Origin of the sequence: Neotamlana laminarinivorans (genome assembly GCF_020523925.1) — a bacterium.
Lineage (GTDB): Bacteria > Bacteroidota > Bacteroidia > Flavobacteriales > Flavobacteriaceae > Neotamlana > Neotamlana laminarinivorans.
The window spans coordinates 270,706-295,728 of sequence record NZ_JAJAPW010000002.1 but is presented as its reverse complement, the minus strand read 5'-3'; the positions used below and the strand labels follow the sequence as shown (position 1 = coordinate 295,728).

22 protein-coding genes and 1 tRNA gene are annotated in these 25,023 nt (G+C 33.2%); 6 read left to right on the top strand and 17 right to left on the bottom strand.

Going from position 1 to position 25,023, the window contains the following annotated elements:
• The first annotated feature begins 4 nt into the window (after positions 1-4).
• From recJ to LG649_RS05065, 3 genes are read left to right on the top strand one after another with little or no spacing between them, the layout of a single operon-like run.
• On the top strand, positions 5-1,696 hold the full coding sequence (gene recJ, locus LG649_RS05075; RefSeq protein ID WP_226541776.1) for a single-stranded-DNA-specific exonuclease RecJ: 1,692 nt from the start codon (positions 5-7) through the stop codon (positions 1,694-1,696).
• A 57-nt stretch (positions 1,697-1,753) separates the two neighbouring features.
• Entirely contained in the window at positions 1,754-2,113 is a 360-nt protein-coding gene (locus LG649_RS05070) for a hypothetical protein (RefSeq protein WP_044631496.1), read from the top strand.
• Positions 2,114-2,165: 52 nt separating this feature from the next.
• Positions 2,166-3,434 (top strand): MFS transporter, encoded by a 1,269-nt coding sequence (locus LG649_RS05065; RefSeq protein ID WP_226541774.1) that lies wholly within the window; start codon positions 2,166-2,168, stop codon positions 3,432-3,434.
• On the opposite strand, the gene LG649_RS05060 is transcribed toward LG649_RS05065, so the two are convergent.
• Both LG649_RS05060 and LG649_RS05055 read right to left on the bottom strand, forming a co-directional pair.
• Positions 3,431-4,183: a UDP-2,3-diacylglucosamine diphosphatase gene (locus LG649_RS05060; protein ID WP_226541772.1), complete on the bottom strand. Its 753-nt coding sequence runs from the start codon at positions 4,181-4,183 to the stop codon at positions 3,431-3,433. The genes LG649_RS05065 and LG649_RS05060 overlap by 4 nt on opposite strands.
• Before the next feature lie 128 nt (positions 4,184-4,311).
• On the bottom strand, positions 4,312-4,767 hold the full coding sequence (locus LG649_RS05055) for a 6-pyruvoyl trahydropterin synthase family protein (protein ID WP_226541770.1): 456 nt from the start codon (positions 4,765-4,767) through the stop codon (positions 4,312-4,314).
• A 119-nt stretch (positions 4,768-4,886) separates the two neighbouring features.
• Here LG649_RS05055 and LG649_RS05050 point away from each other — a divergent pair, with 119 nt between their 5' ends.
• Positions 4,887-5,516 carry a 2OG-Fe(II) oxygenase gene (locus tag LG649_RS05050; RefSeq protein ID WP_226541768.1) on the top strand — a complete coding sequence of 210 codons (630 nt, stop codon included), beginning with the start codon at positions 4,887-4,889 and terminating at the stop codon, positions 5,514-5,516.
• 121 nt (positions 5,517-5,637) lie between these two features.
• Here the strand turns inward: LG649_RS05050 and LG649_RS05045 are convergent, their stop codons facing one another.
• On the bottom strand, positions 5,638-6,972 hold the full coding sequence (locus tag LG649_RS05045) for an MATE family efflux transporter (protein WP_226541766.1): 1,335 nt from the start codon (positions 6,970-6,972) through the stop codon (positions 5,638-5,640).
• On the bottom strand, positions 6,969-7,469 hold the full coding sequence (locus LG649_RS05040) for a GNAT family N-acetyltransferase (RefSeq protein WP_226541764.1): 501 nt from the start codon (positions 7,467-7,469) through the stop codon (positions 6,969-6,971). Before LG649_RS05040 ends, LG649_RS05045 begins: the two co-directional genes overlap by 4 nt.
• An 80-nt stretch (positions 7,470-7,549) precedes the next feature.
• Here LG649_RS05040 and LG649_RS05035 point away from each other — a divergent pair.
• Positions 7,550-7,623 (top strand) — tRNA-Ala (locus LG649_RS05035).
• A 58-nt stretch (positions 7,624-7,681) separates the two neighbouring features.
• Here LG649_RS05035 and LG649_RS05030 read toward each other — a convergent pair.
• Genes LG649_RS05030 through LG649_RS04980 form a run of 11 tightly spaced genes read right to left on the bottom strand, consistent with a single transcriptional unit; the run spans position 7,682 to position 20,712 of the window.
• On the bottom strand, positions 7,682-8,902 hold the full coding sequence (locus LG649_RS05030; RefSeq protein ID WP_226541756.1) for a M20 family metallo-hydrolase: 1,221 nt from the start codon (positions 8,900-8,902) through the stop codon (positions 7,682-7,684).
• Between the two features lie 9 nt (positions 8,903-8,911).
• Entirely contained in the window at positions 8,912-9,673 is a 762-nt protein-coding gene (gene allE, locus LG649_RS05025; protein WP_226541754.1) for a (S)-ureidoglycine aminohydrolase, read from the bottom strand.
• A complete protein-coding gene (locus tag LG649_RS05020) occupies positions 9,666-10,907 on the bottom strand; it encodes a M20 family metallo-hydrolase (RefSeq protein ID WP_226541752.1) in 1,242 nt (413 codons plus the stop codon). Before LG649_RS05020 ends, allE begins: the two co-directional genes overlap by 8 nt.
• A gap of 5 nt (positions 10,908-10,912) precedes the next feature.
• A complete protein-coding gene (locus LG649_RS05015; protein ID WP_226541749.1) occupies positions 10,913-12,025 on the bottom strand; it encodes a pyridoxal-phosphate-dependent aminotransferase family protein in 1,113 nt (370 codons plus the stop codon).
• Positions 12,026-12,041: 16 nt separating this feature from the next.
• Entirely contained in the window at positions 12,042-12,818 is a 777-nt protein-coding gene (xdhC, locus tag LG649_RS05010; RefSeq protein ID WP_226541747.1) for a xanthine dehydrogenase accessory protein XdhC, read from the bottom strand.
• 24 nt (positions 12,819-12,842) lie between these two features.
• The gene (gene uraD / locus LG649_RS05005; RefSeq protein ID WP_226541745.1) at positions 12,843-13,712 is read right to left on the bottom strand and encodes a 2-oxo-4-hydroxy-4-carboxy-5-ureidoimidazoline decarboxylase; all 870 of its coding nucleotides are present in this window, start codon (positions 13,710-13,712) and stop codon (positions 12,843-12,845) included.
• Positions 13,713-13,714: 2 nt separating this feature from the next.
• Entirely contained in the window at positions 13,715-15,127 is a 1,413-nt protein-coding gene (locus tag LG649_RS05000) for a urate hydroxylase PuuD (RefSeq protein ID WP_226541743.1), read from the bottom strand.
• A 4-nt stretch (positions 15,128-15,131) separates the two neighbouring features.
• Positions 15,132-16,484, bottom strand: coding sequence for an allantoinase AllB (allB, locus tag LG649_RS04995; protein ID WP_226541741.1), 1,353 nt, complete (start codon positions 16,482-16,484; stop codon positions 15,132-15,134).
• A 4-nt stretch (positions 16,485-16,488) separates the two neighbouring features.
• Entirely contained in the window at positions 16,489-18,813 is a 2,325-nt protein-coding gene (locus tag LG649_RS04990; RefSeq protein WP_226541739.1) for a xanthine dehydrogenase molybdopterin binding subunit, read from the bottom strand.
• Complete coding sequence (locus LG649_RS04985; protein WP_226541737.1) at positions 18,806-20,221, bottom strand: FAD binding domain-containing protein; 1,416 nt, start codon at positions 20,219-20,221, stop codon at positions 18,806-18,808. The genes LG649_RS04990 and LG649_RS04985 overlap by 8 nt, the downstream gene beginning before the upstream one ends.
• Before the next feature lie 11 nt (positions 20,222-20,232).
• Positions 20,233-20,712 (bottom strand): nucleoside deaminase, encoded by a 480-nt coding sequence (locus tag LG649_RS04980; RefSeq protein WP_226541735.1) that lies wholly within the window; start codon positions 20,710-20,712, stop codon positions 20,233-20,235.
• A 195-nt stretch (positions 20,713-20,907) separates the two neighbouring features.
• On the opposite strand from LG649_RS04980, the gene LG649_RS04975 reads away from it, so the two are divergent.
• Positions 20,908-21,399: an Lrp/AsnC family transcriptional regulator gene (locus LG649_RS04975; RefSeq protein ID WP_226541734.1), complete on the top strand. Its 492-nt coding sequence runs from the start codon at positions 20,908-20,910 to the stop codon at positions 21,397-21,399.
• 4 nt (positions 21,400-21,403) lie between these two features.
• Here LG649_RS04975 and LG649_RS04970 read toward each other — a convergent pair whose 3' ends face one another.
• Positions 21,404-22,246 carry an alpha/beta hydrolase family protein gene (locus LG649_RS04970; protein WP_226541732.1) on the bottom strand — a complete coding sequence of 281 codons (843 nt, stop codon included), beginning with the start codon at positions 22,244-22,246 and terminating at the stop codon, positions 21,404-21,406.
• 2 nt (positions 22,247-22,248) lie between these two features.
• Positions 22,249-25,014 (bottom strand): PD-(D/E)XK nuclease family protein, encoded by a 2,766-nt coding sequence (locus tag LG649_RS04965; protein ID WP_226541730.1) that lies wholly within the window; start codon positions 25,012-25,014, stop codon positions 22,249-22,251.
• Positions 25,015-25,023 lie beyond the last annotated feature (9 nt).

The following is a 25,023-nucleotide window of genomic DNA, read 5'->3' as shown; positions in this document are numbered from 1 at the left end:
AACAATGCGTTGGACGCTAAAACCAAAACCAGAATCGCATAAGGTTGAAGCTTTACAAAAAGCCTTAAATGTCGACGAAACTACAGCAACCTTATTGGTGCAACGTGGCATAACAACATACAATGATGCAAAACGGTTTTTTCGCCCAAGTTTAAACGATTTACACGATCCGTATTTAATGAAAGATATGGATAAAGCCGTAAAACGCATTGAGCAAGCCTTTGCAAATGGTGAGAATATTTTAGTTTATGGCGATTACGATGTAGATGGAACAACGGCAGTAGCCTTAATGTCATCCTATTTAAAAACACGCACGCCTAATGTAGCGACTTATATTCCAGATAGGTATAACGAAGGTTACGGTGTGTCAACACAAGGTATCGATTTTGCGCACGATAACGATTTTACGCTTATAGTTGCTTTAGATTGCGGCATAAAAGCCATCGATAAAATAAGTTACGCTAAACAAAAAGGAATCGATTTTATAATCTGTGATCATCACCGCCCAGGAAACGAAATTCCAGAAGCTGTGGCGGTTTTAGATGCCAAACAACCCGATTGCAATTATCCATACAAAGAGCTTTGTGGTTGCGGCGTAGGTTTTAAACTTATTCAGGCGTTAGCTTCAAAAACTGGAGAAACCATCAACGATCTTTTACCTTATTTAGATTTGGTTGCAACAGCTATTGGTGCAGATATCGTGCCTATAGATGGGGAAAACAGAGCATTAGCTTATCATGGTTTACAAGTTATAAACACTAACCCAAGACCAGGCTTTAAAGCGATTATAGCTCAAACCAATAAAGATGAATTAACCATAACCGATGTGGTTTTTATTGTGGCTCCAAGAATTAATGCTGCGGGCCGAATGAAACATGGCGATTACGCCGTTTCACTTTTAACAGAAATGAATTTGGCTGAAGCCGAAAGATGCGCAGCAGAAATTGAAGCCTTTAATTCCGAGAGAAAGGAAACCGATAAACTAATTACTCAAGAAGCTTTACAGCAAATTGAAATACAGCAAGAACAAGAGCGTTTTACAACCGTTGTATACAGTGAAAACTGGCATAAAGGCGTTATAGGTATTGTGGCTTCACGATTAACCGAAACCTATTATCGTCCCACTTTGGTGTTTACTAAAAGTGGCGATAAATTAGCAGCTTCGGCACGTTCTGTAACAGGTTTCGATGTTTACAATGCCTTGGAAGGCTGCAAAGCACATATAGAACAATTTGGAGGTCATAAATATGCCGCAGGTTTAACATTAAAAGCAGAAAACTACGAAGCTTTTAAACAAGCTTTTGAGGATGAAGTTTCTAAAACTATCGATACCAATTTACTTACACCGGAAATTAAAGTAGATGGTAAAATAGAGTTAGATAATATTACACCTAAATTTTATCGCATTTTAAAACAATTTGCTCCTTTTGGACCAGGTAATATGACGCCTGTTTTTATGACTGAAGATTTAATAGATACCGGTTATGCCAAATGCGTCGGAGAAGATAAAACCCATTTAAGGCTTACGGTCACTCAAAAAAAAGCCCATAATAAAATGGTAGCTATTGGTTTTGGTTTAGGCGATAAATTAAATTTGGTAAGTAATAATAAGCCATTTAGCGCTGTATATTCTATTGATGAAAACCATTGGCAAGGAGAAGTAAGTTTGCAATTAAAGCTTCGAGATGTTAAATAAATTCAGTTATTTAGAATAAGTCTAAATAATTCTTATATTTGTTGTAAATCAAGTGTTATGCAACAAGATATTTATAAATTATACAACAACAGCTTTGGTATAGCCTTTAAGTGGAAAGATCCAATTACAGATCAGGTTCAAAATAAAGTTCAAATTATATTTAGAGATATGGGCTTTTATTTTTCTCACCAAGAAATAATAGAATTTTATAATTGTGTAAGTGCTGCCAAATGGAATTTACCTTGCAATCAATGCGATTTAAATTGCGATACCAGAAATATTTTACTTAAAACACCTTGTAAACAAATTGATGTTGCAATAAATAACAAAGAATTAGCCTTGGTTGATGATTTAATTAAAGGCACGCTTTTTCAGTTAGAACTCGACGATTATGTTGGAGATTTATGTAAAAATTAGATAAATTTACTAGCTGCAAGATGTAATTTTAATACTTTCGTTATTTAAAATTATGGCAAAAAACGATCCTTACGCGGCTTTAAAATTTAAGGAGTTTAATATCTTCCTTTTTATGCGATTTCTACTTGTATTTGGCTGGTCCATGCAATTTATTGTTATCGAGTGGGAAGTATATAGTTTAACTAAAGATCCGTTAGCTCTGGGAATTATTGGCTTAATGGAAATTATTCCAGCGTTTACCATGGCACTTTTTGCAGGCCATATTGTAGACCGAAGCGAAAAACGGAATTTACTTGCAATTTGTATTGCCTTATTTTCATTTATTAGTTTAGGTTTATTTTGTTTAACTTGGGATGTTGTTGTAGCAAATTGGTCTACAAAAACTATTTTATATGGTATTTACACATTAGTGTTTTTTGGTGGTTTTTTACGTTCGTTTTTTGGGCCAACCATATTTTCACTTATCGCTTTAATTGTTCCTAAAAAAGTATACCCAAATGCCGCAACTTGGAGCACAAGTACTTGGAAAGCAGCCACCGTTTTAGGTGCGCTTTGTGGTGGATTTTTTATTCATTGGATAGGTGTCGATAAAACACTGTGCATCATTTTTGTTTTGGTAGTTTTAGCCTTAATTTTCACTTTCAGAATTAAAAAGAAACCAATTTTAAACACTAACAAAGAAGAGTCTGTTAAAGATAGTTTGGCTGTTGGCGTTAAGTTTGTGTTTTCAAATAAGGCGATTTTAGGTGCTTTAACTTTAGATATGATTGCGGTTCTTTTTGGCGGAACTGTAGCTTTATTATCGGTTTTTGCTCAAGATATTTTAAAGGTTGGTTCGCAAGGTTTTGGTGTTTTAAATGCTTCAATTTCTTTAGGAAGTATTGTTAGTATGTTTTTAACCACCTATATTCCAGTTGCAAAAAATGCAGGTAAAAAGTTATTAGCTTCTATATTTATTTTTGGAATTTGTATTATAGTTTTTGGCCTATCGTCTAGCTTTTGGCTTAGTGTGGTAGCTTTATTTTTAAGTGGTGCTGCCGATGGTATTTCTATGGTTATTAGGCAAACTATTTTGCAGTTAAAAACACCTGACGAAATGCGCGGACGTGTATCGTCTGTAAATTCAATGTTTGTTGGTTCGTCTAATGAGTTGGGTGCTTTCGAGAGCGGTTTAGCCGCGAAATTATTAGGACCTGTAAGAGCTGTTATTTTTGGTGGAACTATGACGCTTTTAACGGTTACCGCTATTGGCTTTAAAAATAAAATTTTAAGAAATTTAGATTTAACAAAGGATTACGAAGGGCATGAAGAAACCAATTAATATTTTTTAAGCTCTAGTGTTTCTCCATCAAAAACGCCGTAGGTGTAATAAATAATCCAATCGCCTAGGTTTATGTATTTTGCCTTGTCTTCAATAGAAATTTCTAGCGGTAAATGCCTGTGTCCAAACACGTAGTAATCGCGATGTTTTTGACTTTCTTTGCGCTTGCAATATTGCACAAGCCATTCGTTATCTTCGCCTAAAAATTTAGCATCCTCGTCGCCTGAAATCATTTTATTCTCTACCGATAAATATTGAGCTAGTTTTACGCCAATATCGGGGTGCAACCAACTAAATAACCACTTGCAAAACGGATTGGTAAATACTTTTTTCATGCGTTTGTAACCTTTATCGCCAGGGCCTAAACCATCGCCATGTCCTATAAAAAAAGTGGTGTTGTTAAAAGTGAATTCTTTAGGTTTGTGGTAAACAGGAATGTTTAATTCTTCTTCGAAATAGCCATTCATCCATAAATCGTGGTTACCAACAAAGTAATAAATTGGAATTCCAGAATCGGAAATTTCGGCAAGTTTGCCTAAAGTTCTGGTAAAGCCTTTAGGTACAACGGTTTTATAATCGAACCAAAAATCGAATAAATCGCCTAAAAGGAAAATAGCTGCCGCATCTTGTTTTATTTCGTCTAACCAGGCTACAAACTTTTTTTCGCGTGGTCGAGAGGCTTCTTTTGTTGGTGCGCCTAAATGATTGTCGGAAGCGAAATATAATTTTTTTCCTTCGGGAATTTGCATGTTATAAATATAACTTTTTTTGAGTTCTGGCCTTTTAACGGCCTATTAGTTTTGCGTTAGGGATTGAGCAATTGTTGGAGCTTCTTGAAAAGAGCGACTTGCGAAAGCCCGATCCTTGTGGTAACGCCCTAAATATTATCGTAAGCAAACCACTCGGCATACGAGGTGTCTGTTTCTTTTAACTTTAGTGAGTGTAATTCTATATGGTTTGGAAGGCGCTTTTTTATTTTTTTTGCAAAATCGATAATCATCATTTCGCTGGTAGGTTGGTAATCTACGAGTATAACCTTGTGGTCGCGTTTTTGTAGCTCTTTTGCTAACTCTAAGTGAGGTGTGTTTTGATTGAAAACAGTAGCGTGGTCGAAAACATCAACGATTTCTTCTTTTACTATTTTTTTTAGGTCGCCAAAATCGATTACCATACCGTATTTTACGTTGTTTTTGTCTGTTATTGGCGAGCCAATTACTGTTACGTAAAGTTTATAACTGTGGCCATGTACGTTTTTGCATTTACCATCGTAACCGTAAAGGGCGTGTCCTGATTCGAAAAAAAACTGTTTTGTAATGCGAATGTGATTACTCATAATATTGCTGCGAATATAAAATTTGCTACAAAGATATTCAATTTGTTTTACGAATCGATTTTTAGATTACATTTGCGCACTTTTATCCGCGGTGGATAGATTTATATTTCTATTTGCTTATGAGCCATTTGTTTGAGGCTATTGATTTTGTTGAAAATTCGCTTTATGAAAAAATAATTGAGGATTTAGCGAAGCAACAATTTTGTATTGTTGAGGATTTTTTCTCGAACAATGAAGTTGAATTACTTAGAGATTCTCTTTTAAAACGAAAAACGGAAGACGATTTTAAAAAAGCTGCTATTGGTAACAAAACCAACGAAAGTATTATAAAATCGATTCGTGGTGATTTAATTTTTTGGATTGATGAGCTTATGGCTAACACTGCCGAAGACTTGTTTTTTGCTAAAATTAATGATTTAATTGGGTATTTAAATCGCACTTGCTTTTTAGGCGTGTTGTTTAAAGAATTTCATTACGCTATTTACCCTAAAGGCACGTTTTACAAACGCCATATTGATACTTTCCAGAATGATGATAGGCGTAAACTTTCGTTTGTGTGTTATTTAAACGAAGATGGTTGGTTGCCCGAAAATAGTGGCGAATTGGTGCTCTATTTAAAAAATGAAGAAAAAATTATTTATCCGTTTCCTGGGCGCGTAGTTATTTTTGAAAGCCAAGTTATTGAACATGAGGTTAAGCCTGTAAATACACAACGTTTTAGTATTACGGGTTGGCTAAAAACGCGATAATTTAGCGTTTTCTTATGCGGTTTACTATATAAACTATTATTAAAATTAATGCTAAAAGTAGAAATAAGCCATTACCACTTATAAAAGACATGAAATCCATAGGTTTGTTTTTTGAGTAAATTTAATTGTTTTTAGCAAGTGGCAAAAATAGTTTTCTAAATTTAATTATTAAGGGGAGTCCACGAGCTATAATCCAAATGGTTAGCGCTATAAAAATGGCATAAAGTTTAAAATTGAAATAATCTAGTAGAAATAGTATAGGTAAAAACACTAAAAAGGTTGCGCATAAAAGCACATTACGAAGGTATTTCATTTTACCAAGGCCTTTAAACATGCCATCAAAAATAAAAGCTAATGCGCATAAAGGCTGCATAATTAGTATTACAAAGAAAATAGAGTAAAATGCTTGTAAAACTTCGGTTTCGTTTGTAAAAATTCTTCCGACAGGGTAATATAAAATGACACCAATAATAGCGGTTGAAATTCCTAATAAAACACCGTATTTTATGAGTTTATTACTTAACTGAATAAGTAAATTATATTGTTTGGCGCCATACAATTTACCTGATAATATGTTTCCAGCACTTGCATAACCATCTATAATAAAAGCGCCTAAAAACCATAAGTTTATTGCTATAGTATAAGCTGCAATATAATTAGCGCCATAACTTGTTGCATAGGCGCTTGCAAAATATAATGTAACGTTTAAAGCAACGGTTCTAATAAATAAATTTAAAACCATTAATAAAAAATGGTTTATTTCTTTGTTAAAAGGAAAGCTTATTTTTAAGGTAATTGGTGTTTTTGTTAGTAAAAAGTAAGCCGATAATAATGCCATAATTATTTGAGCAATAATGCTGGCATATGCCGCACCATTTACATACATTGGGCTAATGTAATTGGGTATTCCGTAAACTAAAATAAAGTCTAAAACTATATTTAAGGCAGCACCAATTAGGGCTATTATCATAGGATAAAACGTATTTTGTAAACCACGAAAAGCCCCAAAAACAGCCATTGTAAAAAGTGTAAATGGAAAACCGAAAACGCGTATGCGATAATAGTCTATACAATATTCTAAAATTAAATTACTGGCATTATAAAGTTTAAATATACTCCTAGCAAATGGGTATGTACCAATAATAATTAAAATACTTAAAGAAGTAACTATAAAAATGGCTTGTGCTGGTAAGCTGGTAATTTCGTTTAATTTATTTGCACCAACATATTGAGATACAATAGAGGAAATAGCACTACGCGTTTGCCCTAAAACCCAAATAAGCATAGATAAAAATGTTGTTACTATACCGACAGCTGCTAACGATTCGGTTGCGTTTTCTGAAATATTCCCAACTACAGCAGCATCGGTTAACGACAAAATAGGCTCTGAAACGCCCGCAATTAATGCAGGAATAGCTAGTTTGTTTATATGTTTAAAACTTATATCTGCGCTCACAATACTAGTTCGTAACAGTGAAACGGAAATTCACTTTGTTTAGGGAAAAATACATCGCCTAAGCGTTTGTACCCTCTAGTTTCATAGAATTTTACATTTCTTGGGTTTTGCGAAAAAGTATCTAATCTTACAGAAGTAAAATGATTTGTTTTTGCATAATTTTCGGCAAAACTCATAAGTTTTTGAGCATAACCTTTTCCTTGAACCTCCGGATGAACAGCTAACCGGTGAATATAAATGTTGTTTTCGTTTTTGGTAAGCCATTTAATAGGAATGTATTCTTCATCCATAAGTGTTGAAATGGTTATACATCCCATAACTTTATTGTCTATATCTAAAACATAAAGTTCGTCGCGATTAAAATCGTTTAAAAATGGTTTTTTATTAGGATAAAACTCGTTCCATTGAAAAATATTTTGTGCAATCATGCTAGCTGCACAGGATTTTGTAATTTCTAATAACCTATCAATATCTGTAACTTTTGCTTTTCTAATCATGAAAAATGTTTACATTTACGGCAAATTTATTTTAATTTTTTTGTTTGTTAACAGAAGTTAAAACAAATATATGTTAAAATGGGGATGTAGCTCAGTTGGCTAGAGTGCTTGACTGGCAGTCAAGAGGTCACGGGTTCGAATCCCGTCTTCTCCACAATAAAAAGCCCTTAAAACACAATTGTTTTAAGGGCTTTTACACTCTAAGAAAAAAATTATTCCGATAAGGCTTTTAGTGATAGTGCTAAGGTTTGCACACCTTTATGTATTTGTTCTGGAGAACTGTATTCGTCTGGATGATGACTTAACCCATCGCGACAAGGAATAAAAATCATAGTTGTTGGACATATTTGAGCCATAAATAACGAATCATGATATGCATGACTTATCATTTTCTTATAAGAATAGCCTAAGTTTTTAGTTACGTTTTCTACAGTATTTACTAAGTTTTCTGCACATATTGCTGGTGGGTCGCAGTTTAATAATTTAACATTACTGGTTACACCACGACGATTAGAGATTTCTTTTATTTTATCCTGTACATCGTTTAAGGCTTTATCTCTAGTTTCAATAAAGGTATCTCTTAAATCTATTTCTAGGTAAGCTTCTTTAGGAATACTGTTTACAGCACCAGGTTTAATATTAAAAATACCGGTGGTTGCTACTGTATTATCGCTAGCGCTATTTTGGGCAATACTTTCAACAGCTAGAGCAATTTCTGCAGCAGCACAACCTGCATCTTTACGTTTTGGCATAAGTACACAACCTGCATGACCACCTTGACCAACTATTTGAACACCTAGAGAGCTAGGTGCGGCAATCATGGTAACAATACCTATATCTAAATTTTCTGCTTCTAAAATAGGGCCTTGTTCTATATGTAATTCAACAAAAGCATTATAGTAATTTTTAGGAAGTTTTACCGAGCTTAAATCAGTATTAAAATTAACACGCTCTAAATTTTGTTTTAATGAATTATTTTCGGTATCAATTAACTTTTCAGCATTTTCAGGAGTTAATTGTCCGCTTAACATTCGGCTTCCTAAACAGCCAATACCAAAACGTGTTGGTTCTTCTGAGGTGAATAATAGAATTTCAATAGATCGTTTTGGACTATATCCCGATTCTTTTAACACCCTAATAGCTTCAAGACCACCAAAAACACCAACTGTACCGTCGTATTGTCCAGATTCTGGAATAGCATCAATATGCGAACCCGTTCCTACTGGAGCTAAATCTGGTTGTGAACCTTCCCATCTTGCAAAAGTATTTCCTATAACATCAACACGCACTTTAAGTCCTATATTTTCGCATAGCGTAATAAAATAAGCTCTAGCTTCCATATCTTCTTCAGAATATACTATTCTGGTTACCGAGGGGTTAGGCGTTGCAGAAAATGAGGCTAGTTTTTGTAATTCTTTATCAATTCTATTCATAATTTGCGTTTAAGGTTTTATAGGAAATCGGTTTACGTTTTTATAGTAAATATATACGGCTGGCTCTTTGCCCAAAGCACCAAACCATTGCGGGCAATAAGGTGCCATCCAGATACTATCGCCTTTTTTTATAGGATACCATTTGTCTGCTAAACGATAAATGCCCTGGCCTTGTAAATAAATTAAGCCGTGTTCCATGATGTGAGTTTCTACAAAAGGCAAATTTGCACCTGGGTTGTAGGTAAAAATGTTTACTGCCATATCAAAAGAAAAATTATCTTGATCTGGAAGTAAATTTTGCATTAATAAATCTGGATCGTCACAGTAAATATTTTGATTTACAGTAGATTGATTTGCGACTATTACATCAGGGATTTTATAACCTTCTAAAAACTCGTATGTTTTATGAAAAGTTAAAAACTTGGTGTTTTCTGAAGCATTTTTAAATTCATAGTTTTTATTAACCGGAATGTAAACGTAAGAACCTTGTGTTAGTTGGTGGGTTTTGCCATCAACAATAACTTCGCTCGATCCATCAATAACATAGAAAAATATTTGTGTAGCTTCAGTAGTACCTTTTAAAACGGTTGCTTTATTTAAAGTAACTAATAATTGGCAAAACTTAGCGCCCATAGCCTCGTTTATAACAACATTAACTTCGCAGTTTGTCCAACCAGGAATGGCGCTATTTACAAAGCCATCGCCTGTAATTACAGCATGATCGCGTTCTACAACTGTTGTAGAAATGGCTGTTAATTTTATTTTATTCATATTCATTTTTTTTTGCTAATTCATTTATAAAATCGAAAGAGACTTTAAATGATGTTTCGATATCTTCAGGAGAAACATATTCTTCGGGGTTGTGGCTAATGCCCTCTTTACAACGTATAAAAAGCATTGAAACAGGCGCCACGTTTGAAAGCATTACAGCATCGTGACCTGCACCGCTAGGAATTTCAATAAGTTTTTTATTGTATTTTTTTATAGAGGTTGCTAAAGCTTCTTTTAGCTGATTATTACAGGTTACAGAGGGGTTAGATTGCATGATTTCCCATTGTAGCTCAATATGTCTTTCTTCTGCAATTTTTAAAGCCTTATAATACAGTGTTTTTGTGATGTTTTCTAAAAATTTATTGTTGGGCGACCTAAGATCTAAACTGTGAGAGACTAAACCAGGAATTACGTTTGAAACATTAGGTTCTGATTTAATTTTTCCTACTGTAGTAACTAATTTTTCCTTGTTTTGTTTTCCTAGGTTTTCTACGCCCAATATAAATTCTGAAGCAGCGCAAAGTGCGTCGTTTCGTAAATCCATTGGGTAAGTTCCAGCATGACCACTTATGCCTTTCCAAGTTATATTTACTCTGTTTTGTGCAGCAATGCCGCTAACTAAACAAACGGCTGTATTTTCGTCGCATAAAACAGGACCTTGCTCTATATGTGGCTCAAAATAGCCTAACCAACTTTCTGGTGGAATTATATTTTTATTTATGTCTTTAAAATCGCCTTTGTTTTTCTTCATTAAACGCGATAATGAGTAGCCATAATCATCTTCTTTTTTTAACCAATTTTTGTTGAAATTTCCTGCAATTAAAGAGCTTCCTAAATATGCTATATTAAATCGGCAACCCTCTTCATCAGCAAAAGCGCAAACATGTAAATGAAATGGGAGCTCTGTATTTTGTTTTGAAAATGCATGAGCGATTTCAATACCTAAAATTATGCCTAATGGCCCATCGTATTTTCCGGCATTGAATACCGAATCGTAATGAGAGCCAATCATAAAATGTTTAGCATTTGGGTTGCTACTTTTTAAAACACCTTTAACATTGCCTACAATATCGGTGGATGTTTGCATGCCCGCTTTAGCCATCCATTTTAATAGTTTTTTACGGGCTTTTTTATGCGATTTTGTTCCATAGAAACGGGATAAACACTGTTTATCATCGCTTATTTCACCTAAGGCATCAATACGTTTTAATATTCTAGAAGTTTCTTTATTCACAGCTACTATAACAATTCTTTTAAAGCACCAATAAGCATGTTTACGTGGTTTTTTGTGCAGCTTTCGCCCATAATACCAATACGCCAAATTTTGCCAGCAAAGTCACCTAATCCGCCACCAACTTCAATATTATAATCGTTTAATAATGTAGATCTTAAAGCAGCTTCATTTTTTACTGTTTCTGGTAGATAGACGGCATTTAAATTAGGTAATCTGTTTTCCTCATCAACCAGATATGTAAATCCTAATTTTTCTAATTCACTTTTTAAATAATTATGTACATTTTGGTGACGTTCCCAACGTTTTTCTAAACCTTCTTCAAGAACAATGCTTAAAGCTTCATGTAAGGCATAAACAGAGGATACTGGGGCAGTATGATGATAAGCTCTTTTTGCACCGGCCCAATAGTTTTTTACTAAATTTAAATCTAAAAACCAGCTTTGTACTTTGGTTTTTCTGTTTTCTAAAACCTTTACAGCTCTAGGTGAAAAGCTTACAGGAGAAAGTCCTGGAGGCGCACTTAAGTTTTTTTGTGTTCCTGAGTAAATGGCATCAATTCCCCATTCATCAACTTTTAAAGGAACACCACACCATGATGTAACAGCATCGACAACCAATAACCCACCAGCATCATGAATTAAATCGCTTATTTCCTTTAATGGTTGCAATGCACCGGTTGAAGTTTCGGCATGAACAGTAGCCAATAATTTTGGATTTGGGCAGGCTTTTAAAGCCTCTTTTACTTGTTCTGTAGAGGTAACTTGTCCCCAAGACGTTGTAATTTTATGCACTTTTGCTCCGCAGCGTTCTGCAATGTCGGCCATTCGTCCACCAAAAACTCCATTTATACAAATAATACATTCATCACCTGGTTCTAGTAAGTTTACAAGGCATGTTTCCATACCAGCACTACCTGGAGCAGAAACCACAAATGTTAATTCGTTTTTAGTTAACAATGTTTGTTGAACCATGTCTTTAACCTCATCCATCATTTGAACAAATTGCGGATCTAAATGGCCAATTAGTGGTGTAGCCATGGCTTTTAAAACTCTTGGGTGGGCATCTGAAGGTCCTGGACCCATTAATACTCTTTTTTGGGGATTAAATGTATATTTCATAATTGTTTAATTGTATTTAATTTTTGTTTTTATAATGTGTTTGTAAAAGTTGCGAAACAACATCTATGGCTATTTCTTTAGGGGTGTTACCGCCAATTCCTAACCCAATTGGGCAAATAACATTCTGCATGCCGCTAGCTATATTTAAATCTTGAGTAAGCATTTTGTTAAACCGAGCTTTTTTGGTTTTACTACCAATTAATCCTAAGAATTTAGTTTCATGTTTTAAAGACATAGCAATAATATCTAAGTCTATACCATGATCGTGAGTCATTACTAAAACATAGCAGTTTTCACCCCAATTAACGGCATCTTTAAAAGTTTTGAAATCGGTTATTTTAACTGAAGTTGTTTTAATATCTCTATCAACATCAATGTTATTAAACCAACCTTCACGAGAATCAATTAAATTTACCTGAAACGGTGTGCCAACTAGTAATTTTGAAATTTCTACGCCTATATGTCCGGCTCCAAAAAGGAATAATTCTGGTAGTTGATTCATGGGTTCTATAATTAATTCTACTTTACCACCGCAGCATTGTTCAAACTTTGGACCTAGTGTATAAGAAACTTCTAATATTTTATTTTTACTCATAGCATCTAAAGCTTTTTCTATAATTTCAAATTCTAGTTTTCCGCCGCCAATCGTGCCATAAATGTTTTTGTTTTCTGTAACAATCATTCTTGAGGTAAGCTCACAAGGTGCAGAACCTATTACTTTAGTAACTGTTACTAAAGCTACAGGTTCGTTTTTAAGCTGAAATTCACTTAGTTTTTTTACCCAATTAATCATTGTACGTTTTATACTTTATTTTGTTTAGCTACCTCTATAAGTTGAATAACCAAATGGGTTAACCAATAATGGTATATGATAATGACTTTTATCTGTAACCTTAAATTGAATAACAACTTCGGGGTAAAATCCGTTTTGATTAGTTAATTTGTAATAAGCTTCGGTTTTAAATACCATAGCATAAATACCAGGTTTTAAAAATCGACCTGGAGGTAAAATATCTGCAATTCGCCCATCGGTATTTGTAACTCCAACGCTTATTGGTTTTGTATTGTTATTTTGAATTTGATTTAAAGTAATTACCATTTGTTTTGCCGGAACGCCTAAAGCAGTATCTAGAGCGTGTGTTGTAATATGACTTTTTAAACTGTCGTGATTTTTTAAGCTTTTAAGAAGTTTTACTAACCGAATAACAGTTATTTTATGTTGCTCGTTCATGGCTACATAAATTTCATCTTCAATAGTATTATGTAATCTTGTGTTAATAATAGTTAGCATTTCTTCGGCAGATTTTCCGCTTGCGCTAACTATAAAAATATAGCCGAATTTTTGTTCGTAATCTTCATTGGCTTTAGCTAAGGCTTCAATTGTATTTATATTAGCTTCCTCAACTTTAGCTTGTTCGTTTTCTGCCCATTTTGAGGTGTGTGCAAATTTTTCTTTTAAGCTGTTTACATCTCCAATTTTTGGGTGGCCAGTAAAAGCTTCTAAATAATCATTTTTATTACATTGGTTAAACCAAATATTGCTTGCTGTGTTTATTAGAGCTTCTTCGTTAAAAAACGGTCTGTTTTCAATAACTTTATTAATCCAGTTTTTGGCGACACAACATCGCTCTAGAGCTTCAAAAGCATCTTTTTTTGGTAAATTATTTAGTTCGTTTAATGTTATCATAATTATTCGTTTGGTGCGCCTTGGGTTATCCAACAATTAATAATATCGCGTTCTTCTTCGGTCATTCCTGTTTGGTTGTTGTTAAACGGCATGTTTTTGCTAACCACGGCACGTTGAAATATTTTATCTTTAAAACTATATATCTGTTCTGGAGTATCGTATTTTACACCGTTAGGTGCAACTTTCCAAATTTCATCGGTTGGGTTTTCAGAATGACAAACAATACATCTGTTTTGTACAATAGCCTTTACTTCTGCAAATGAAACAATGGTTTCGCAATTTTTGTATTTGGGTTGTTCTGGAGCGGTAATAAAAGCCATTCCTAATAAAATTATTACTGAAGCTGGCATAATCCAAACTGAAATTTCACCTTTTTCTCTAAGGTTTAAATAGTGTTTAACACCTGCAGTTCCTACTGTGATACCTAATAAAATTAACCATTGGTAGGTATTGCCAAAAGTGCTTGGAAAATGGTTGCTTATCATTACAAAAAGCACAGGAAGGGTAAAGTAATTGTTTGTGTAAGATCTTAATTGAGCTGCTTTACCATCTTCTGGGTTGGGTTTTAATCCTTTTTTAGCGGCATTAACCATGCGTTTTTGACCAGGAATAATTACGAAAAACACATTTCCGGCCATTAAGGTTCCTAAGAAGGCTCCAAAATGTATATATGCCCCGCGACCACTAAATACTTGAGAATAAAACCATGCAAAAACAATAACCATAAGTGTAATAGCTACAGTAAACAGGATTTTGTTTTTGTTTATTTTTTTACAAATGATGTCGTAACAAATCCAGCCAACAATAAAAGAACTCACGCCAATAGCAACGGCTTGCCAAGGTAAAATGTCTAAAACATCGGGATCTATTAAATATGAATTTGCATTAAAATAATATACAATACTAAGTAAACAAAAGCCAGATAACCATGTAAAATAAGCTTCATATTTAAACCAATGTAAATGTTTGGGTATTTGTTTTGGGGCAACTTTGTATTTTTCTAGATAATAAAATCCGCCACCGTGAACTGCCCATAAATCTCCAGCTAATTCGTCTCTTACATTTTTTCTGTTTAAGGCATTTTCTAAAAAAACAAAGTAAAAGGAAGCGCCAATCCAGGCGATACCAAAGGTTATATGAATTAGCCTAACGGTAAGGTTTAGCCATTCGAAAAAATGACTTTCGTAAACGGTATCTTTTAAAAACAAGTACAATACACCAACACCAGCTAATGATGCGATTACCACTAAAGCATAAAATGTGTTTTGTGTGTTTTGTAAAGCTTCAGCTTTTTCTGGTTTGCCTTCTTTTTTAAAAGTATCAGTGTAATGCCTTATTTTATATGTAGCACCAACAATAACAGTAAAAATGATTAACCAAGCTATAAGCACCATTATTTCTAAATTTTCAATCATATTTTTAAAACGGGTTGTTTAAAGTGTTAAACAATAGTTTCCCTTGTTGTTCTTTGTGCATTTTAGAATTGTTAACAACCTGAATTCCGTTTACAAAAACATGTTTTACAAGTCCATTAAGGTTTTCGTTTAAATAAGGTGTGGCTTTGTGTTTGTGTTCTATAATAGTTTCAGTTAATTTAAATTTTTCATTTTTGTCTAAAACGGTAATATCAGCATCGAATCCTTTTTTTAGTAATCCTTTTTGGTTTTCTAAGCCTAAAAATTTGGCAGGATTTTCGGTTAATAACGGAATTAATTTTTCAAGTTTTACTCCTCTTTTTTTACATTCGGTATACAAAACAGGTAGTGTAAATTGTAGGCCCGATATACCACCCCAAGCTTTAAAAAAATCTCCAGATTCTAATTGTTTTCGTGCGGGTGGAGCAGGCGAGTGGTCTGATGCTAGAAAATTGAAGCCATCGCTTTGCAGAAAGCTCCAAAGTTTATCATTATTTGCTTTTTCACGAATAGGTGGAGCGCATTTAAAAATAGGTGAAGCATCAGGAATAGCTTCAGCATTAAAAAATAAATACTGCGGACAAGTTTCTACCGTAAGTTTATCGGTTTCTTTTTTTGCCTTATTGATTAGTTCAATGCCTTTTGAAGCCGAAAGATGAACAATGTGTACTTTAATATCAAACTTTTTTTGAATAGCGATGGCCAATTCAATGGCATTTGTTTCCCAATGTTGAGGTCTTGAGTGTAAATATTCAATATAGCTTTTAGGGTTTTCAACCTCAGGAACATCTTCATCACTTAATTCGCAATGCAGTAATAAAGGCACGTCGTATTTTTTTAAAATAGGAGCTATAGCTTCTAAATCTTTTTGGGTAATATTTGGAAATTCGTCTATTCCACTATGTGTTAAAAAGCCTTTAATGCCAAAAACGCCCTCTTTAATTAAGCCTTCAATATCATTTGTGTTTGAAGGAATTGTACCACCGTAAAAGCCACAGTTTACATGTAATTTATTGGTGGCCGCATTTTGTTTTAGTTTGAAAGCCTCAACAGTTGTAGTTACTGGACTTGCATTTAAGGGCATTTCTATAAGTGTGGTTACGCCGCCCATTGCAGCGGCTTTTGTTGCTGTGTAAAAACCTTCCCAATCTTCTCTTCCAGGTTCGTTAATATGCACGTGAGCATCAATAATACCTGGTATAACTACAAGGTTTCCATAATCAAAAAAAGGTAAATTACTTAGTTTTTGATAACCGTTATTAACGTTTTGAATTTTTCCATCTTTTATATGAAGTGTTGCTTCCACAAAGGCATTTTCTATAAAAGTTTGTTTGCTATAAATTAAAAATTCTGTCATGTAATTAGTTAGCGTATAGGCTCGTTAACACTTTTTCAGGTGTCATTGGAGCGTGAAACTTTAATTTATAATTTGGGTTGAATGCTTTTATGGCATTTTGAATGGCGAAATAAGCGCCAATACCATACATTAATGGCGGTTCACCAACAGCTTTAGATTTTAGAATGGCCATTTCATTACCTTCTGTTTCCAAAGGAAGAATATCTATGTTTTTAGGAATTGAAAAAATGTCGGGTACTTTATAAGTAGATAATGAATTTGAAAGTAGTTTTCCTTTTTTGTTAAAAGCAATTTCTTCCATAGTCATCCATCCAATACCTTGAATTAATGCACCTTCAACTTGGCCCAAATCAATACCTTGGCTCATGCTTTTTCCATAATCATGAACAATTTTTACATCGTCAAATTCGTAAGTTCCACGCACACAATCAACAGTAGCAGTAAAAACAGCAGTACCGTAAACATGATATGCAAAAGGATGACCTTTTTCTTTTGTTTTATCAAAATGAATTACTGGCGTAGCGTAATGAGCATTTTCGGTTAAAGCCACACGCTTCATCATAGCTTTGTTGATTAACTCATTCCATGTTAAAGCTGTTTTTTCATTGTTTATATAAACAAATTCATCTTTTAATTGAATGGTTTCTTTTGAAGCATTGAACTCTTCGGTAACAATATTTTTTAATCTGCTTAATAATGCTTCACAAGCTTTAGCCAGTGCTTTTCCATTTAGATCGGCAGTAGAACTTGCGGCCGAAGGTGATGTATTGGCCACACGGGTTGTGTTGGTGCTTTCTATTTTTATTTTTTCAGGATGAATAGAAAAAAACTGTGCTGCAATTTGAAGGAGTTTGGTGTTTACGCCTTGTCCCATTTCTACAGCAGCAGTACTTATACCAACGCTTCCATCTTGATAAATATGTACCAATGCTCTGGCGTGGTTCATCATGGTATTGGTAAACGAAATTCCAAAAGTAATTGGCATTAAAGCCAGTCCTTTTTTTAAATTGGAGCTCGATGCATTGAATTCTTTTATGTTTTGCTCTAAAGCTTCAACATTAAAAATATTTTTAGCGGCATTCCATGTATTTTTTGCTTCTACTTGTTTGGCTATTTGTCCATAAGAAAACACATCATTTTCTTGAAACAAATTAGCTTCTTGAATTTTTCTTGGAGCTATACCGAGTTCTGAGGCAGCTTTTGCAATGGCCGATTCGATAACGAACATGCCTTGTGGTCCTCCAAAACCACGAAAGGCGGTATTAGGTGGTAAATTTGTTTTGCAACTGTATACCGTTGTAGCTACATTAGGTATAAAATAACTGTTTGTAGCATGAAACAACGTACGTTCTGCAATGGCAGGCGATAAGTCTGCCGCAGCTCCAGAGTTTTGTAAAAACTCAACCTTATAGGCTTGTATTTTTAAATTTTTAGTTAAGCCAATTTTAAATGTGCTTTCGTAAGGATGGCGTTTTCCGGTCATCCTTAAATCGTCGTGCCTATTTAAAATTAATTTTACAGATTGATTTAGTAAATATGCCGCTAAAGCTGTCATTGCCGCCCAAGGATTAGCCTGATCTTCTTTACCACCAAAACCACCTCCTAATCGTGTAACATCAATTTCAATTTTGTGCATGGGTAAACCCAAAACTTTTGAAATGGCTTTTTGCACAGCTGTTGGTCCTTGTGTGGAAGAAATAACTTTGAGGTTGCCATTCTCTAAAGGTTCTACATACGATCCTTGAGTTTCAATATATAAATGTTCTTGTCCGTTGGAAAATGTTTCTCCTTCAAAAACATAGTCACAATCTTTAAAAGCTTTATCTGCATTTCCTAAACCAAAAGATCTTGGAGCATTAATAAAACTGTTTTTTTCTTTAGCTTCTTTAGCAGTGGTAATAACTGGAAGCTCTTCAATATCAATAGTTATTAAAGCCCGCGCTTTTCGGGCAATAAATTCAGATTCGGCAACAATAAGTGCTATTGGCATTCCCCAAAAGTGAATCTCTTCTTTTGCAAATAAAGGTTCGTCGGGTAAAATACCACCAATTTGGTTTTCTCCAGGAATATCTTTGTAAGTAAAAATGCGTTCAACACCTGCTACAGCTTCAGCTTTTGAATAATCTATACTTTTAATTTTTCCGTGCGCTACAGGAGCATCAAAAACTACGGCAAAAAAAGTGCCTTGCCTAATATTAATATCATCTACATAAATAGACTCGCCTCTAAGATGTGTGTTCGAGTCAATATTTTTTACACTTTTCTTTAATGCGTCAAAAACCTCAATTTTCTTAGCATTTAGCTCGTTATTTGTTTTGACTTTATGCATGTTGAACAAAATTATTTAGTGAAAAGGTATCTGGAAATAATTCGATAAAATGTGAATAGAATAATTGTCTTGCTAATAATCTTTTGTAATCACTGGTGCCTCGAACATCACTTATTGGTGAAATTTCTTTTTGAAGTATGGTGTTTGCTTCAATAATTAAAGTTTCAGTTAATTCCTTTCCTTTTAAAAAAGCACTTGTTTCTTCTAAGTATTTAGGAAAAGCAAATACACCACCAATGGAAACTTGTGCATTGGTTATGAAATTGTCTTTTACTTCAATTTGAATGGCAGCATTGACACTTGCAATATCTAAATGCTGGCGTTTGCAAACTTTTTCAAAATTGAATAGCGATTTTTTAGAAGGAAGTTTAAAATGAATACTTTTAATAAGTTCTCCTTCTTTTAAATCGTAAGTTTTGTAGCCTTTATAAAAATCTTTTAAGGCTATGGTTCTTTCGGTATTTTCTTTATTGATTAAAGTGATATTGCTATTTAATGCTAAAAAGAATATGCTCATGTCTCCAATTGGAGAAGCATTTACAATGTTACCACCAAAAGAGGCCATGTTACGGATTTGTTCCGATGAAACTAATTTTAAATGTTGCCTTAGATTGGGAAAATATTGGTTTAATTCAGTGTGGTTCCAAAGATCTGTAACTGTTGAATTTGATCCAATTGTACAAATGCCTTGATTAATTTTTATGCCTTTTAAATGTTCATTATTTGAAATAAGGTTAACCGAATTATCCATTAAATTGTCGGCCTGTTGTACATATAAATCGGTTCCGCCAGAAACTACTTTTCCGTTGTTTTGATTTACCGTTTTTGTGTTTAAAGCTGAAAGTTTTTCATGAATATTTTTAAAATATTCAGGTATAAATTCGTTTTCAATAAGCCAATCTAAAGGCATTCCATCTTTATCATAATCCAATTTTTGGCAAACACTTTCTGCAGCATTTTTGATAGATTTATAACCTGTACATCTGCAAATATTTCCGCTAATGGCATTTAAAGCATTGGTGCTATTTTTTTCGACATTAGACATTGAAAAACCAGTTAAGGCCATTACAAATCCAGGAGTACAAAAGCCACATTGGGTAGCATAGTTGTCTTTCATGGCTTGTTGAACTACGGTAAGTTTTTCCTTTAAATTGGTGCCTTCAACCGTTACAACGTGTTTTCCATGTGCATTCCCCAACGGAGAAATACAAGAGGTAATGCTTTTATATTCTACATTTCCAGCATTTGTAGTGCTCCCAACCAATACGGTGCACGCACCACAATCGCCTTCACGACACCCTATTTTGGTGCCGCTGAGGTTTTTTTCATACCGCACATAATCAAGTAAGGTCATGCCTGTGTTTTGCGATGTCCTAATTATTTTATTATTAAGTATGAACTCTATCATGATGATTGGTATTAATATTCTGTTTTATCTTCTTTTTTAGCCCACTCATTAAATGGTTTTAAGGCAACATCGCGGCCTACTTGAATAAATTGTATGCTACGTTCTTCGTATGGTAAAGGAATTTCTTTGTAAATAAATTCATCATCAAAGCCAATAGCAGCGGCATCACTTTGGCTACTGCCGTAATACACTTTATCGGGTCTTGCCCAGTAAATTGCACCTAAACACATAGGGCAAGGTTCGCAAGAGGTGTAAATTTCACAACCGTCGAGCTGAAAAGAATTTAAATTTTTACAAGCATCTCTAATAGCAGTTACTTCGGCATGGGCTGTGGGGTCGTTTGTAGAAGTTACTTTATTGTTACCACGGCCAACAATTTTTCCATCTTTTACTACAATACAACCAAAAGGTCCTCCTTCATTATTATTCATTCCTTTTAAAGCTGCATTTACAGCTTCTTCCATAAATTCTAATTTTTTAGTTGTACACATTGAGTTTATCTGTTTTTAATTTTATGCTATTTTTTAGGTGAATATTTAGTGGTTGGTATGCTAATAAATTTACAAAACATTTTAATGAAAAGTATGTGTTGTCTTGAATTATAAAAAGCACAATACTTTATGTGGTGAATTTAATTTGTAAATTAGCTGCTAAATGTAAATAAAAATTTTTAAAATTAATTTGAAGTGAAAAGTATTCGAAATAATAGTAATTTATCCGAATTAGATGAGGTTGATGAGAAAATAATTAACCTTTTACAGAAGAATGCAAGACTAACGAATAAAGAAATTGCCTTAGAAGTTGGCATTGCAGAGTCTACCTGTTCTGAAAGAATGCGAAAATTGAATAAAAAGAAAATATTTTTAGGTTTTCATTCTTTTGTTAATTCGTCGTACTTAGGTGTAAATATTCAAGCTATTATAGCTGTTAAGCTTAAACGCCACTCTAAAGAAGTTGTTGAAAATTTTAAATTGGCTCTTAAGGATAATAAGGAGATTGTAAATACATATCATATGGCTAGTAATAGCGATTTTTTATTACATGTTGCTGTTACAGATAAAGATCATTTGAGAAATTTCGTGATGGATAAACTTACAGCTTTAAAAAGTGTAAAAAATGTTGAAACATCTTTAATTTATGATTTTGTACACAACCCTTTATTTCCCATATATCACTAGTGTTCTAGTTTTTTATGAAGTTTAAAACGGCTTTTATAACTTGGTTTAAATGGTTAGAGAGTTCCTTGTTTGTCCAAGGGTGGCTCGCGCCAAAAACATGATTTGCGTTGTTTATAACTTTAAGTTCGCTGTTAGGCTGCCATTTTTTTAGGTTATATGCTTCATTTATAGAAACGCTAGTATCGTTATCACCATGAATAATTAAATAAGGAATTTTTAATTGACTCACAGCTCGTTTTATAGTTAGGCGTTCTTCATTTTGAATAAAATCTTCATAAAACTGTATGTAATGTGGCATTTTTTGTTTTGTACGGCCGTTTATAATGTATTTTACACCATCCTTTTGCCACTCTTCTAAATCGCCTGTTGTAGAGCTGCGTTTGCCATAATCTGCAACTCCTGCTAAGGAGATTACCTTTGTTATCCTGGTATCTTCTTCTGCTTTAATGGTTACAATACCTCCAGCTCGACTGTGACCGAGTAAGGTAATTTGGCTTAAGTCGGCTTCATTTTTAAAATCTTCGTTGTTAAATAGCCAATCGATAACCGATTTTAAGTCGTCTAATTCTTTGGTGTAGTTATTATTTCCAAAGGCTTCTAAATCTGGGAAATCTATAGGTTGCTCCAAAGTACCGCCATTATGCGAAAAATTAAATTTTATAAAAAACACATTAGCTGTAGCTATGTTATCCGCCATTAAATTCCATGCACCCCAATCTTTAAAACCTTTATAACCGTGGCAAAATATAATAACAGGTTTTTTGGTAGTATTTTTATTGAAAAACACATCGGTTACAATAGGTTTTCCATGAATGCCTTCAACAGCAATATTTTTAATAATTTCCATAATTAAACTTCTTTTTCGGTAAAATCTACCTCTGGATTACAAATTTCTAAAACAAGTTGTTTTAGTTGTTTTGAAAATTCTAAAAGTGTATCTTCTGTAATTAAACTGTCTTTTTTTCTAGAATGGGTTGATGGTTTTGTAGAAAATTTTAATAAACCAGCGCTTAAATTTTTAAATGAAACTATACCAGCTTCAATTGGGAATTTTAATGGTTGTGATTTAGCCATCATATAAGCATAACAAAGTATCTGGAAACTTTTACTGTATTTTTTATAATCGGTATTTAAATCATCCCAATTAATAATTTCAACTTGACCTTGATCTACTTTACCTGTTTTGTAGTCTATAATTCTTGTAACGCAATTGCACTCATCAACTCTATCAACCTTTCCTCTAAGGTTAACAGGTTGGTTTAGTTCTGGAATATCTATTTTAACGTTATTATCGGCTTCAATAGCTATAATTTTTATTTTTTTTCCAGACTTTAGTTCTTTTATTTCTAAATCTAGAAAGTTTAAAACATAGCGTTTAGCAATCTCAAAAATAATTAGGTTTTTGCCCTTAGTAATGTCACCTTCTTTATATTCATTTTTAAAGTGAAATGTAACGCGTTTGTCAATGTTTTTCTTTAGATTTTGAATGATTTCAACCGATAAAAACTGATTAATTAGAGGTTTATAAAAATCTTCTAAAGTATTATGTACAACTGTACCTAACGTATTTGCTGCAACGGTTTCCTCAACATCGTTGTGCTCTTTAATTTTTAATATTTTTTGATAATAAAAATCAATTGGATTACGAATATAATTAGTTAAAGATGAGGGTGAAAAACCATCTTCAGCTACTTTTAAAATAGATTTTGTAAGCGCTTCTGTTTTTTTTACAACTGTTAGTTTTTCTGGAATTACAGGAACATTTGGCGCAACTACATGTTTTTTAAGCTCATGAATATTTTCAAGTTCAAGTTGTGTTATTAAGCGGCTTTTTTCACCTCCAGTTAAAACGTCTTGTTCTGTATTATAAAGAATATACACGTTTTTTGCGCGATGTAATAAATGATAAAAGTGATAGGTGTAAACGGCGTCTTTTTCTTTGTACGTAGGTAATTTATTTTCAACTCTAACATCAAACGGAATAAAAGAATTATTGCTTTTTCCTGAAGGAAGTACGCCTTCGTTAACCGAGGTTATTATTACAGTTTCAAAATCTAAAACACGAGACTCTAACATACCCATAAGCTGTAAGCCTTGTAATGGTTCTCCTTGAAAATCGAGTGTATTGCTGCTTAAAAGTTCTTTATAAATGCTGTAAAGCGCCGATATGTCTTTTATGTGGCTGTAATCGTTATTTAATCTTGTTAGTTCGTTAAATAGTTCGTTAAATCGAAATAAATATTCTAAGCTTAACGTATTCTGTGTTTTATCTAAATTAAGATGATTTTTTATAATATGAATTAACTCTGAACAATTGTTTAGTGCAGTTGTTGGGTTATTCATCCAGTTGGAGAATAGCATATTAATTACAGCATCGAATTTTGATTCGCTTATTGTTAATAATCTATCTTTATTGATAAATATAATATTGTTACTGTCTATAGTTTCAATAATTTTTGCAGCATAGTCAACATCATTAAAATAAAATAGTGGTTTTATAAATTGATGAGATAGTATTTTAATAACGTCTTTATAATAAAAATCATTACTAGCTTTTTTATGAAGATGAAATAAATTCTCGAATATTGAAGCTAAAGGAATTGATTTTAATGGAAAACCCATTGTAATGTTTAATTCATTTAAACTCTCAGGTAATGAATTTAAAACAGGAATCAATAAATTTTCGTCACCTAAAACCACAGCGGTATTCTCAAGATTATTGTTTGTTTCTTTCAGTTTTTCTAAAATAGATCCTACATATTTTGCTTGGCCAATATTTTTTGGAACTGCAAAAAGCGAGATGTTTTTTTGCTGAGTATAATTATCTTTTATCCATTTAAAAGGGTTGTTTTTAAAGTGTTTCCAGTTTTTTTTATGTTGATTTATAAATAAACTAGCATCATGGTTCTTAGTATTGATAAAAGCAGCATCTGTGTCCCAATAAATTTTGGCTTGGTTTAGTTCTAATAATTTTTGTATTAAGGTTTCTTCAGCAGTATTCAAAGCATTGAATCCTAAAAACACATGTTGTTTATTTGAATTTTGTTGTAAATAGGTTTCAAAATTATTAACAGCCTCTCTGTAAACTAAACCTTGATAACCTATGTTTTTACTAATTAATAATTCTGTGTAGCTTTTGTAGTAAGTGTATAACTTGTTCCAAAAATTTATATAGTTTTTTATAAAATCACTTTTGTTTTCACTTACAGACCAATGATCGCTTTCAATTTCCTTAATTGCGCTTAAATAATTAAAAATCCTTTCTTGAGGAATTAAGTAACGATCAATTTCATTAAAATCTTGCAATAAAATTTGTGCCCATTTAGCAAAAGTTTCAAACGAATCCCGTTGTTTATCGGGTGTTAATTCGCAATAGGTTGTATAAAAATTAAAAAGTAGTTCTGTATTGGTTATGGTTTTTAAACCTGATAGTTCGCCAACGAATTCCTCGATACTTAAAATTTCAGGAGCGAATATAGTTTTACCTACAACTTTCGGTATTTGGTGTTTTAAAAATAAACCAGCACGTTTACTTGGTAAGATAAAGGTTGTGTTTGCAATGTCAATTTTACTTGTTTGCAGGTCGATTAAAACATCAAATATAAAAGTCGTCATAGTATAAAA